The sequence below is a fragment of the Streptomyces sp. NPDC003247 genome (genome assembly GCF_042888135.1).
Lineage (GTDB): Bacteria > Actinomycetota > Actinomycetes > Streptomycetales > Streptomycetaceae > Streptomyces.
In genome coordinates, this window is sequence record NZ_JBIAPF010000002.1 from 445,526 (window position 1) to 456,651 (window position 11,126).

At 70.5% G+C, this 11,126-nt stretch carries 14 protein-coding genes; 8 read left to right on the forward strand and 6 right to left on the reverse strand.

Going from position 1 to position 11,126, the window contains the following annotated elements; translation table 11 throughout:
• The first annotated feature begins 49 nt into the window (after positions 1-49).
• The 3 genes from ACFYWQ_RS06915 (at position 50) to ACFYWQ_RS06925 (ending at position 1,435) form a co-directional block, all read left to right on the forward strand.
• Positions 50-523 (forward strand): TM2 domain-containing protein, encoded by a 474-nt coding sequence (locus ACFYWQ_RS06915; protein WP_389513510.1) that lies wholly within the window; start codon positions 50-52, stop codon positions 521-523.
• Complete coding sequence (locus ACFYWQ_RS06920; RefSeq protein WP_389513511.1) at positions 516-926, forward strand: DUF2752 domain-containing protein; 411 nt, start codon at positions 516-518, stop codon at positions 924-926. The genes ACFYWQ_RS06915 and ACFYWQ_RS06920 overlap by 8 nt, the downstream gene beginning before the upstream one ends.
• Positions 927-1,174: 248 nt before the next feature.
• Complete coding sequence (locus ACFYWQ_RS06925) at positions 1,175-1,435, forward strand: TM2 domain-containing protein (RefSeq protein WP_389513512.1); 261 nt, start codon at positions 1,175-1,177, stop codon at positions 1,433-1,435.
• A gap of 78 nt (positions 1,436-1,513) precedes the next feature.
• Here ACFYWQ_RS06925 and ACFYWQ_RS06930 read toward each other — a convergent pair whose 3' ends face one another.
• The 5 genes from ACFYWQ_RS06930 to ACFYWQ_RS06950 form a co-directional block, all read right to left on the reverse strand.
• Entirely contained in the window at positions 1,514-2,275 is a 762-nt protein-coding gene (locus ACFYWQ_RS06930) for a succinate dehydrogenase iron-sulfur subunit (protein WP_389513513.1), read from the reverse strand.
• On the reverse strand, positions 2,275-4,029 hold the full coding sequence (gene sdhA, locus ACFYWQ_RS06935; RefSeq protein ID WP_389513514.1) for a succinate dehydrogenase flavoprotein subunit: 1,755 nt from the start codon (positions 4,027-4,029) through the stop codon (positions 2,275-2,277). The genes ACFYWQ_RS06930 and sdhA overlap by 1 nt, the downstream gene beginning before the upstream one ends.
• A 19-nt stretch (positions 4,030-4,048) precedes the next feature.
• The gene (locus tag ACFYWQ_RS06940) at positions 4,049-4,531 is read right to left on the reverse strand and encodes a succinate dehydrogenase hydrophobic membrane anchor subunit (RefSeq protein WP_389513515.1); all 483 of its coding nucleotides are present in this window, start codon (positions 4,529-4,531) and stop codon (positions 4,049-4,051) included.
• Positions 4,532-4,536: 5 nt separating this feature from the next.
• A complete protein-coding gene (sdhC, locus tag ACFYWQ_RS06945) occupies positions 4,537-4,917 on the reverse strand; it encodes a succinate dehydrogenase, cytochrome b556 subunit (RefSeq protein ID WP_389513517.1) in 381 nt (126 codons plus the stop codon).
• Positions 4,918-5,169: 252 nt separating this feature from the next.
• Positions 5,170-5,628: a 2-oxo-4-hydroxy-4-carboxy-5-ureidoimidazoline decarboxylase gene (locus tag ACFYWQ_RS06950; RefSeq protein ID WP_389514371.1), complete on the reverse strand. Its 459-nt coding sequence runs from the start codon at positions 5,626-5,628 to the stop codon at positions 5,170-5,172.
• Between the two features lie 495 nt (positions 5,629-6,123).
• Between ACFYWQ_RS06950 and ACFYWQ_RS06955 the strand changes: the two genes are divergently transcribed.
• The 3 genes from ACFYWQ_RS06955 to ACFYWQ_RS06965 all read left to right on the forward strand — a co-directional run bounded on the left by ACFYWQ_RS06955 (position 6,124) and on the right by ACFYWQ_RS06965 (position 9,070).
• Positions 6,124-7,701, forward strand: a complete 1,578-nt coding sequence (locus ACFYWQ_RS06955; RefSeq protein ID WP_389514372.1) for a glycoside hydrolase family 20 protein — start codon at positions 6,124-6,126, stop codon at positions 7,699-7,701.
• Positions 7,702-7,858: 157 nt separating this feature from the next.
• Positions 7,859-8,425 (forward strand): hypothetical protein, encoded by a 567-nt coding sequence (locus ACFYWQ_RS06960; protein ID WP_389513518.1) that lies wholly within the window; start codon positions 7,859-7,861, stop codon positions 8,423-8,425.
• Between the two features lie 228 nt (positions 8,426-8,653).
• Positions 8,654-9,070 (forward strand): hypothetical protein, encoded by a 417-nt coding sequence (locus ACFYWQ_RS06965; RefSeq protein ID WP_389513520.1) that lies wholly within the window; start codon positions 8,654-8,656, stop codon positions 9,068-9,070.
• A gap of 15 nt (positions 9,071-9,085) precedes the next feature.
• On the opposite strand, the gene ACFYWQ_RS06970 is transcribed toward ACFYWQ_RS06965, so the two are convergent.
• Positions 9,086-9,997, reverse strand: a complete 912-nt coding sequence (locus tag ACFYWQ_RS06970; protein WP_389513522.1) for a LysR family transcriptional regulator — start codon at positions 9,995-9,997, stop codon at positions 9,086-9,088.
• Positions 9,998-10,113: 116 nt separating this feature from the next.
• On the opposite strand from ACFYWQ_RS06970, the gene ACFYWQ_RS06975 reads away from it, so the two are divergent.
• Positions 10,114-10,470, forward strand: a complete 357-nt coding sequence (locus ACFYWQ_RS06975; protein WP_389513524.1) for a DoxX family protein — start codon at positions 10,114-10,116, stop codon at positions 10,468-10,470.
• Between the two features lie 267 nt (positions 10,471-10,737).
• Positions 10,738-11,126 (forward strand): tectonin domain-containing protein (locus ACFYWQ_RS06980; RefSeq protein ID WP_389513526.1); only part of this gene is annotated, 389 nt, incomplete at its 3' end.

Sequence of the window (11,126 nt, forward strand, 5' to 3'; positions counted from 1 at the left end):
ACTCACTTGTGTGTCCCATCCGATCATCAGGTCTCGGGGAGAAGCCACCGTGTCCGAACAGCCGCAGCAGCCGCAGCAGCCGCAGCAGCCCCCGCAGCCGGGGTACGGGTATCCGAACGCCGGTCAAGGGCCGTACGCGGGCGGCCAGGCCGGCCCCTACGGCTACCCCCAGGACGCCCAGCAGCAGGGCTACCAGCAGGGTTATCAGCAGGCGGGCTACCCGCCCCCCGGTTACCAGCAGCCCGGCTACCCGCCCCCCGGCTACGGCACGGACCCCAACGCGCCCTACGGCTGCGACCCGTACGGCCGCCCGTACTCCGACAAGTCGAAGATCGTCGCGGGTATCCTCCAGCTCTTCCTCGGCTCCTTCGGCGTCGGACGGTTCTACATCGGCCACGTCGGCCTGGGCCTCGCCCAGCTGTTCACCTGCGGCGGGCTCGGGTTCTGGGCGCTCATCGACGGCATCATCCTGCTGACCAGCAACGACAAGACCGACGCCCAGGGGCGGGTCCTGCGTGGCTGACGCGGTGGGCGGGGACCGTACGTCCGTGCTGCGGCACCCGGCGGCGGCACCCCTCGCGGTGCTCGCCGCCGGCGCGGCCGGCTCCGCCCACCTCTACGTCACCGACCCCCACGAGCCCGGGCACCTGCTGCCGCAGTGCCCCTTCCGGTTCGTCACCGGCCTGCTCTGCCCCGCCTGCGGCGGCACCCGCATGGTCTACGACCTGATGCACGGTGACCTCGCCCAGGCCTGGCTCGACAACCGCGCCCTGCTGCTCGCCGCACCGTTCGCGCTCGCGCTGCTGGGGCGGTGGATGGCGGAGGGGCTGCGCGGGAGGCGCTGGCGGCCGCGACTCGGCCGGCCCGCCCAGACCGTCATCCTCGGCCTGGCCGTCCTGTGGACGGTCGCCCGCAATCTCGCCTAGATCACGGCCCTCCGGGGCATGACCCTCCGGGTCGCGGCCCTCCGGATCACGGGATTCCAGATCACGGAATTAGAACGAAAGTTCTCCCCCACTCCCCTTCGCCCCACAGCTCTCCCTAAGCTCACGGCTCACAGGGGGGACGTTCCTGCATGTCCATGAACGGCAGGGGTACGTGAGCAGTTCTCGGGCAGCATCTCGTCGCATCCCTCCTGGAGTCCCCGTTTCGCAGTCATCCAGGAGCAGTTCACATGAGCGTCACCCCTGAGGCCCCCTACGGCGTCGACCCCAAGGGCCGTCCGTACTCCGACAAGTCGAAGATCGTCGCCGGTATCCTCCAGCTGTTCCTGGGCACCCTCGGCATCGGCCGTTTCTACGTCGGCTCCGTCGGCGTGGGCGTCGCCCAGCTCCTCACCTGCGGTGGCCTCGGCTTCTGGGCGCTGATCGACGGCATCCTGTTCCTCACCAGCAACGACCGCACCGACAAGCAGGGCCGCGTCCTGCGCGGCTGAGCCGGTCCGGCGCACACACGCCGAGGGCCCCGCTCCGTGCTGGAGCGGGGCCCTCGGCGTGTCGGAGGCGTCCGGACCTCAGAAGCGGCGCGTGATCAGCGCCCGCTTCACCTCCTGGATCGCCTTCGTGACCTCGATACCGCGCGGGCAGGCGTCCGTGCAGTTGAACGTGGTGCGGCAGCGCCACACACCGTCCTTGTCGTTGAGGATCTCCAGGCGCTGCTCGCCGGCCTCGTCACGCGAGTCGAAGATGAAGCGGTGCGCGTTGACGATGGCCGCCGGGCCGAAGTACTGGCCGTCGTTCCAGAAGACCGGGCACGACGACGTGCACGCGGCGCACAGGATGCACTTCGTGGTGTCGTCGAAGCGCTCGCGGTCCTCGGCCGACTGGAGCCGCTCGCGCGTCGGCTCGTTGGTGTCCTTCGTGATCAGGAAGGGCATCACGTCCCGGTACGCCTGGAAGAACGGCTCCATGTCCACGACCAGGTCCTTCAGGACCGTGAGGCCCTTGATGGGCTCGACCGTGATCGGCTTCTCGGGGTTGATGTCCTTGATCAGCGTCTTGCACGCGAGGCGGTTCTTGCCGTTGATCCGCATCGCGTCGGAGCCGCAGATGCCGTGCGCGCAGGAGCGGCGGAAGGTCAGCGTGCCGTCGACGTCCCACTTGATCTTGTGGAGGCCGTCGAGGACGCGCTCCTTGGGGTCGATCTCCAGCTGGAAGTCTTCCCAGGTCGCCTCCGCCGAGACCTCCGGGTTGAACCGGCGGACCCGGAAGGTGACGGTGATGTAGGGAGAGGCGGCGGACTCCGCCTCGACCTTGTCCATTACGGGGGTAGCCATCAGTACTTACGCTCCATCGGCTGGTAGCGGGTCTGGACGACCGGCTTGTAGTCGAGACGGATGGACTCGCTGCCGTCGTCGCCGACCTCGCGGTACGCCATGGTGTGGCGCATGAAGTTGACGTCGTCCCGGTTGGGGTAGTCCTCGCGGTAGTGACCGCCGCGGGACTCCTTGCGGGCGAGGGCGGACACGGCCATGACCTCGGCCAGGTCGAGCAGGTTGCCCAGCTCGATGGCCTCCAGCAGGTCGGTGTTGAACCGCTTGCCCTTGTCCTGGATCGACACGTTCCGGTAGCGCTCGCGCAGCTCGGCGATCTTCTCGACGGCCGTCTTGATCGTCTGCTCGGTGCGGAACACCATGACGTTGGCGTCCATGGTCTCCTGGAGCTCGCGGCGCAGCTCCGCCACCCGCTCGTTCCCGGTCGAGCTGCGCAGCCGCTCGATCTGCTCCACCACGAGCGACTCGGGGTTCTCCGGCAGCTCGACGAAGTCGGCCTTCTGGGAGTACTCGGCGGCGGCGATGCCCGCGCGCCGGCCGAACACGTTGATGTCCAGCAGCGAGTTGGTGCCCAGGCGGTTGGCGCCGTGCACGGAGACGCAGGCGACCTCGCCGGCCGCGTACAGGCCCGGGACGACCGTGGTGTTGTCCGACAGGACCTCACCCTCGACGTTCGTCGGGATGCCGCCCATCGCGTAGTGCGCGGTGGGCTGGATCGGGATCGGGTCGGTGTACGGCTCGATGCCCAGGTAGGTGCGCGCGAACTCGGTGATGTCCGGGAGCTTGGCGTCCAGCTGCTCCGGCGGCAGGTGGGTGAGGTCCAGGTAGACGTGGTCGCCCTCGGGACCGCAGCCGCGGCCCTCGCGGATCTCCGTGTAGATGGAGCGGGAGACGACGTCGCGGGAGGCGAGGTCCTTCATGACCGGCGCGTACTTCTCCATGAAGCGCTCGCCGTCCTTGTTGCGGAGGATGCCGCCCTCACCGCGGGCGCCCTCCGTCAGCAGGATGCCCATGCGCCAGATGCCGGTCGGGTGGAACTGGAAGAACTCCATGTCCTCCAGCGGCAGCCCGCGACGGTACACGGCGGCCTGGCCGTCACCGGTCAGCGTGTGCGCGTTGGAGGTCACCTTGAAGAACTTGCCGCAGCCGCCGGAGGCGTAGATGACGGCCTTCGCCTGGAAGACGTGGATCTCGCCGGTGGCCAGCTCGTACGCCACCACACCGGCCGAGCGCTTGACGCCGTCGACCTCGGTGATCAGCTGGTCGAGGACGTAGAACTCGTTGAAGAACTCCACGCCCTCCTTGACGCAGTTCTGGTACAGCGTCTGGAGGATCATGTGGCCGGTGCGGTCGGCCGCGTAGCAGGACCGGCGGACCGGGGCCTCGCCGTGGTTGCGGCTGTGACCGCCGAAGCGGCGCTGGTCGATCGTGCCGTTCGGGGTGCGGTTGAACGGCAGGCCCATCTTCTCCAGGTCGAGGACGGAGTCGATGGCCTCCTTCGCGAGGATCTCGGCGGCGTCCTGGTCGACCAGGTAGTCACCGCCCTTGACCGTGTCGAAGGTGTGCCACTCCCAGTTGTCCTCCTCCACGTTGGCCAGCGCGGCGGCCATGCCGCCCTGCGCGGCGCCCGTGTGGGAGCGGGTGGGGTAGAGCTTGGTCAGGACCGCGGTGCGGCTGCGCTTCGTCGACTCGATGGCCGCGCGCATACCGGCGCCACCGGCGCCGACGATGACGGTGTCGTACTTGTGGATCTTCATGATTCTCGCAGCCCCGTGCCTAGCGGATGTTCGGGTCGAAGGTGAAGATCACCAGCGTGCCCAGCAGGATGGTGAACACCGTGGCGGTGTAGAGCAGGCCCTTCAGCCACAGCCGGGTGTTCGCGCGCTCCGCGTAGTCGTTGATGACCGTGCGCAGGCCGTTGGCGCCGTGCAGCATGGCGAGCCACAGCATCAACAGGTCCCAGACCTGCCAGAACGGGGACGCCCAGCGGCCGGCCACGAAGGCGAAGCCGATCTTGGAGACACCGCCGTCGAGGACGAGCTGGATCAGCAGGTGGCCGATGACCAGGACGACCAGCACGACGCCGGAGAGACGCATGAACAGCCAGGCGGCCATCTCGAAGTTGCCCCGGGTGGACCGCGGGGTCTTCTTCGTGCGCTTGCGCGGGGCCTCGATCACGGGCGCCGGGTTGTCGACGTTGTAGACGGAACCGCCCTCGACGGGGCCGACTCCGGAGGCGGGGGTTTCAGTGGTGGCCATCGGTCTCAGCTCCCGAACAGTTCACGAGCGGCGTGGCCGAGGACGGGGTAGATCGCCCCGAGCATCAGCACGAGCCAGATGCCGACGACGGACCAGAGCATCTGCTTCTGGTAGCGCGGACCCTGGGACCAGAAGTCGACGGCGATGACGCGCAGGCCGTTGAGAGCGTGGAAGAGGATGGCGGCGACGAGGCCGTACTCCAGGCACGCGACGAGCGGGGTCTTGTACGTGGCTACGACCTTGTCGTAGTCCTCGGGGGAGACACGCACGAGTGCGGTGTCCAGCACGTGAACGAACAGGAAGAAGAAGATGAGGACGCCGGTGACTCGGTGAGCCACCCAGGACCACATTCCTTCCCGGCCGCGGTACAGCGTTCCAGCCGGCACGGAAGAACCCTCCGGGAGCGGGGACTGGGGCCTGCCGGCTTCGGTGTCGGACGGGCCCGGCCGGGTACGGTCCACCGGCCCCCAGCATCGTAGCGACGTGTGCCTGTGGTGCTTACAGCGGGCCTACCGGTGTGATCAAAGTGGCACGCGGATGGGCGAGCGGCCGGCGCTTCTGGGGCGGGGTGTCCCGGTATCCGCCGATGCGGTGTCCTGGTGGCCGGTCGCGCCCATGTGGCGGCGGCCGGGGGCCGGTTACGGCCTCGCGCCCCCGAGGCGGGCCGTCAGTCGTCCTCGCGCCGTGCGCCGGAGCTCCTCCGCCGCGACCTCGCGCTCCTTCTCGGGATCGTTCGTCAATCGTGACCGGATGGCCTCGAGGACGTGGTCGAGGGTTTCCTCGGGCGGGGTGTCACCGAGATAGAGGACGAACACGTGTCCGAAGCGGGCCTCGTACGCGGCGTGGGCCGCGTCCAGGGCCATGTGCGCCGCTTCGTAGGTGTTCTCCGGGAGGGGCGGCAGCGTCTCCGCCGCGAGGGCCTGGGCCAGCTCCCCCGGGGCCAGGTCGTAGGCGGCCTCGTCGGACGCGGCGAGGAGGGCGTCCGGGGTGGGGTAGGGGCGGTGCGCGGTGACGCGCCGGGCCCAGCTGGGGCTGTGGAGGCAGGCGAGGAGGGTGTGGTGGGCCTCCTCGGCGGGCGCGGTGTTGAACGCCTCCAGCGGGTGCGTGGCGAACTCCTCCGGCGGACGGGTGTCGAACGCTTCCGGCGGACGGGTGTCGAACGGCTCCGGCGGATGCGCGGCGAACGGCTCCGGCGAACGGGTGTCGAACGGCTCCGGCGGAGGGGTGTCGAACGGCTCCGGCGGGCGTGCCGGGGGAGAGGTCCTGGTCTGCTCCGGCAGTGTCGGTATGGCGACTCGGCGGGAGAAGCGGGAGAGGCGGTGCGCAGGCAGCGTGGATCCTCGCGTCACGAGTGGTGTGGCAGGGGATGCCGTGAAAGGTGTGGCGCTACGTTATCGAGAGTGCTCATGACGTGTCCGACGCTTGCCCGAATTTCACTCGAACGAGAGAGTTTCGGAGGATGCGGTGGACCCCTTCCGCGCGCTTCGGACGGCCGGGAGTCGTAGGTTGGCGGAGTGAGCAGGCACAGGCACAGGCATCGGCGCCGGGCGCCGGAGAGGACCCCGCAGCCCCAGGTCGTCCGGCGGGCCCTGCTGGCCGGCGCTCTCGTCGTCGTGATCGGCGCGGGCGCCGGAGTGTGGGCCTCCGGGGACGACGGGACACGGGCCGGATCGGCACAGGCGCGCACGGCCGGTGACGGGACCGGCACCGGTGCGGCGGCCGCCCCCACCCCGACCCGGACGTACGCCCTCTCCCAGACCCCGCGGACCATCCCCGCGGTCCGCGCCCACACCCCGGCCCGCGGCCCCGGGTGGCGGCCGGCCGGCGGGCAGCGGGTGGTGGTGAGCGACGCCGACCTCGCCGACGAGGGCCGGCTGATCGCCGGTGAGCTGGGGATGTCGTACGCGGGCCAGAAGGACGACGTGCGCGCCGGCGACCTGCGGCTGGCGCTCAACGACGACGAGGGCGCGAACCCGGAGTCGTACACCATGACCGTGCGCGGCGGGCGGGTGACCGTCAGCGGGCCGTCCGACGAGGGCGTGTTCTACGGCACGCGCACGCTGAAGCAGGAGGTGCACGGCGGCGGCACGGCACCGGAGGGCGTCGTGCGGGACGAGCCGGCCAAGCCGCGGCGCGGGTTCATGCTGGACATCGCGCGCAAGCACTTCACCGCCGACTGGATCCAGGACCGGGTGCGCGAGCTCGGCGACCTCAAGTTCAACGAGATCGGCCTGCACTTCTCCGACGACCAGGCGTTCCGGATCCAGTCCGACACCCACCCGGAGATCGTCTCGACGCCGCACCTGACCAAGGCGCAGGTGAAGAAGATCGTCGACCTCGCGGCGAGCCGGCACATCACCGTCGTGCCGGAGATCGACTCACCCGGACACCTCGGCGCCGTCCTCGCCGCCCACCCCGAGCTCCAGCTCAAGAACGCCCAGGGAACGGCGACCCGCGGCGCGATCGACATCTCCAAGGACGCCTCCGGCGCCCTCCTGGACGACCTGCTGGACGAGTTCGCCGGACTGTTCACCGGCGGCCAGTGGCACCTCGGCGGCGACGAGTACCAGGCGCTGACGGTGTCCGACCCGGCCGCCTCCTACCCGCAGCTCGCCACCGCCGCGCGGGACACCTACGGCTCCGGCGCCGGCGTCGCCGACCTCGCCACCGGCTGGCTCAACGACCGCGCCGACACCGTCCGCGCCCACGACCGCACCATGCGCGCCTGGAACGACGGCTTCTACGCGGGGACCTCGGTGAAGCCCGCCGACGACCTGGTCGTCGCCTACTGGACGGGCAAGGAGATCGGGGCGCGAAAGCCGGTGGAGTACCTGAGCGCCGGCCGCAAGGTCCTCAACTACAACGACGAGTTCCTGTACTACGTCCTCGGCGAGCCGCAGACCTTCGTCTACCCGACCGGGCAGCGCATCTACGAGCAGTGGACGCCCCGGGTCCTGCGCGGCACGACGGCCGTCCCGGCGAGCTACGACGCCCAGATCCTCGGCGGCTCCTTCGCGGTCTGGTGCGACCTGTCGAACTCCCAGACCCAGGACCAGGTCGCGGCCGGCATCCGCATGCCGCTGCGCGCCACCGTGCAGAAGCTGTGGGACCCGGGCGCGCCGTCGCTGTCCTGGACCGAGTTCACGGCACTGGCGGACCGGCTGGGCTGACGGGGGCCGCTCCCGCCGGTCCGGCCCTGGAGCCGGGTTGGCCGAAAAGCGTCCCTCCCGGCTCGGCGCGCCCGCACTGTGACACTCCCGGGCTGTCGCACGCAGTAAGGGGAAGTGCGGGCTCCGTGGGGACGGCGCCCCGAACAGGGAGGCGTGCATGAGCCTGGTGGACCTCATCGCCCGGGCCGACGACCGCGGGCTCGCCGCCAGCGGACTGGCTTGTCTGGATCGGTGCGTGCCGCTCCTCGGCGGGGACGACGAGACCCTGCGTCCGCTGTGGGCGGCCCTCGCGGACGACGCCGACGCCACCGCCTGGGGCGACCTGCTGAAGCAGGTGCGCGGCGCGCTCGATCCCGCCGACGGGGACGGTGACGGCGGCGGTGACGAGGCCGTCGTCCTCGCCGGGCGGATGCTGGAGGCGGCCCCCGCCGAGCGGCGCGCCGCCGAGCTGCGGCGGTGGGCCGACGCCTGCTCCGTCGCCTCGCTCCAGATCCACCGGCTCCTCGACCCCGCCGCCGACCCCTCCCCGCTCGACTCCCGCCGCTCGGGCCGTACGGAGGGCATGCCGCCGCTCGTCGCCGCCGAGCTGCGCCGCCAGGTCACCGTCCTCGAAGTGCTCGCCGGGCACGGCGCGGGCGGGATGCGCCGGGCCCTGGAGGTCTCCACGGAGGGGCGGCGGGTGCTGCGGGCGGTCGTGTCGCGCCGGGCGCGCGGCGTGCGGTGAGCCGGCGGGGCACGGACTGCGGCGGGAGTGTCGTTCCTGTGCCCGCGCTGTGGGAAAGCTGAGGCGGTGCTGCGCGAGTCCTGCCTGAGTCCTGCATGACTCCTGCATGTGCCCTGCGTACGCCCTGCGTGCGTCCTGGGAACGCCTCTGACCAGGAGTGATGGATCGAGGGCGGGCGACGCTCCGCCCTCTATGGCCAAGGCGGGAACGCATGATATGACCAGTGCGATGACGCAGGCGACGACGCAGCAGAAACCTTTCCCCCAGTCCCAGCAGGCCGGCCGGCCGAACGCCGCGACGAAACCCACCCGGTGGGCGGCGGACGCCGTGGCCACCCTGCCCGAGGGCGCGCGGACGCGCCTGGACTTCTCGGCGCAGAGCCTGTGGCGCGTGGACCGCCTCATCGGCGACCTGCGCCGCGAGGACAGGCCGTACGGCGCCGTGGAGTCCGTGCTGCGCGGGCTCGGCGCGTACGCCGGTGAGGTGATCGTCCGGCGGACCGGCGGCGAGTGGTGGGCGACGGGCGGCGACCACTGGGTCCGCACACCCGACGGCCACCTCTGGGACCCGATCGACGAGGCCCGCCGCTGCTTCGCCGGACACGGCTCGCTGCGGCTGCTGTGCCGGGACGCCACGGGCGGTTAGGCAGCATCGGTTTGGTCAGATGGGGCTCTCCTCCGGCCGTGGTCTGTTGTCCAGGCAGCAGCGGACGAAGTCCCGGACGACGGGATCGGTGTCGTCGGCGCGGGACCACGCGACGCCGACCCGACTGGGACTGACGCCGCTGACGGGGCGGTAGGTGATGCCCGGGCGGGCGTAGAAGCGGGCGGCGGACGCGGGGGCCAGGGCCATGCCGTAGCCGTTGGCGATCGCGCTGAGCCAGTCGTCCGGCTGGTCGGTGACGGCGCCGATGCGGACCGGGTGGCCCTCGCGTTCGTCGGTGGCCAGCCAGTGCTCGCGCCACCAGCCCGTTTCGGGCGGGGCGGCCACGAACGGCTCGTCCCACAGATCCCGGAAGGGGATCACGTCGCGGGCGGCGAGGGGGTGTCCGGCGGGGAGGGCGACCCAGCGGTCCTCGGTGAACAGCACCTCCGTCCGCAGGGCGTCCTGGCCGGGGAAGGGCAGCCGCAGCAGGGCCACGTCGACCTCCCCATCCGCCAGTCCGGCGCTGGGGTGCGACCAGGCGGCCTGCCGCATGTCCACCCGCCAGCCCGGCCGGCGTCGGGTGAAGTCCGCGATGATGCGCGGGGTCGCCTCGTTGGCGGCACTCGCCATGAAGCCGACCCGCAGCACGCGGGCCGCACGGCCGGCCGCGCTCCTGGTCTCCCGCAGCACCCGGTCCCACTCGGCCAGCAGGGCGGGCGCCCGCCCACTCAGGACCCGGCCCGGCTCGGTGAGCGCCATCCCGGTGCGGGACCGCGTGAACAGTCGCGCTCCCAGCTGGGCCTCCAGCTGCCTGATCTGCTTGGTCAGCGCCGGCTGGGACACGAACAGCCGCTCGGCGGCGCGGGTGAGGGTCCCCTCCTCCGCCACGGCGACGAAGGAGCGCAGCAGACGCGTGTCCACATCCATGCCGCCAGGTTATAGACGCAGGTATTGGACGTCACCCGGAGCCTCGGAAAGGCTTGTCGCGGTGAGCGCGCAGGGCTCGCCGACCACCCGATGGGCTCGACCGGAAGGCGAGGCACATGTTCACCGCTTACGTCGTCATCACCGTCGCCACCGTCCTGGCCAACGCCGGAATGGCCGTCGCGGACTTCTCGCGGGCCGAGTTCGTCGTCGCCAACTCGACCGAAGTGGGTGTCCCGCGGACCTGGATCCCATGGCTCGCCGCACTCAAGCTCGCGGGAGCCGCCGGCCTCCTGCTCGGACTCACGGGCGCCACGGCCATCGGCGTCGCCGCCGCGACGGGCCTCGTCCTGTTCTTCGTCGGCGCGGTCGGCGTACACGTCCGTGCCCGCGTCTTCCACAACATGCTGTTCCCCGGCGGCTACCTGGCCCTGGCCGTCGCGTCGCTCGCCCTCGCCGCCGCGCGATGGACATGAGGGTGCCGCGTGCAGGTCGAGGCGGACCGAAACGCCCCATGGGAGCCGTCAACTCGAAGCCTTGTTGACCCATCGTGTGGGTTACGACTCTTTCGGCCTCATGTGAAGCGGCCGCAAACCTCTGAACTCTCGATCCTCAAGGGCGGAACGAAATAAACATCGGTTTTTGGATAACTAAAGAGATCAATCAGTATATGGGGTTGTTTGTGTGTCCTTGCCGCTCGCCAAGTAGCCGGGTGCAGCATCCGAAGCGAAGGGGGCACGAACATGGCTGACTGGAAGAACATCTCTGGCGGTCTCGCGACGATCTCGGTGGGGTCCAGGACTCACGTGTGGGGCGTGAATTCGTCCGGGCAGATCTACCGTTACACCGGTCACGACGCCAATCCGTGGATCGGTATCCCGGGCAGTGCGGTCGACATCGGCGTGGCCGCCGACGGGACCGTGTGGCACGTGAACTCCGCGGGTGCGATCTACCGCTACACCGGGGACCAGGGTTCGACCAACTGGGTCAACATTTCCGGTGGCCTGGCCCGGATCTCGGTGGGGTCGAGGACCCATGTGTGGGGCGTGAATTCGTCCGGGCAGATCTACCGTTACACCGGTCACGACGCCAATCCGTGGATCGGTATCCCGGGCAGTGCGGTCGACATCGG

Coding starts and splice junctions, on each gene's coding strand:
- ACFYWQ_RS06925 (WP_389513512.1), top strand. CDS start 1,175: ATGAGCGTCACCCCTGAGGCCCCCTACGGCGTCGACCCCAAGGGCCGT.
- ACFYWQ_RS06930 (WP_389513513.1), bottom strand. CDS start 2,275: ATGGCTACCCCCGTAATGGACAAGGTCGAGGCGGAGTCCGCCGCCTCT.
- sdhA (WP_389513514.1), bottom strand. CDS start 4,029: ATGAAGATCCACAAGTACGACACCGTCATCGTCGGCGCCGGTGGCGCC.
- ACFYWQ_RS06940 (WP_389513515.1), bottom strand. CDS start 4,531: ATGGCCACCACTGAAACCCCCGCCTCCGGAGTCGGCCCCGTCGAGGGC.
- ACFYWQ_RS06960 (WP_389513518.1), top strand. CDS start 7,859: ATGAGCCTGGTGGACCTCATCGCCCGGGCCGACGACCGCGGGCTCGCC.
- ACFYWQ_RS06965 (WP_389513520.1), top strand. CDS start 8,654: ATGACGCAGGCGACGACGCAGCAGAAACCTTTCCCCCAGTCCCAGCAG.
- ACFYWQ_RS06970 (WP_389513522.1), bottom strand. CDS start 9,997: ATGGATGTGGACACGCGTCTGCTGCGCTCCTTCGTCGCCGTGGCGGAG.
- ACFYWQ_RS06975 (WP_389513524.1), top strand. CDS start 10,114: ATGTTCACCGCTTACGTCGTCATCACCGTCGCCACCGTCCTGGCCAAC.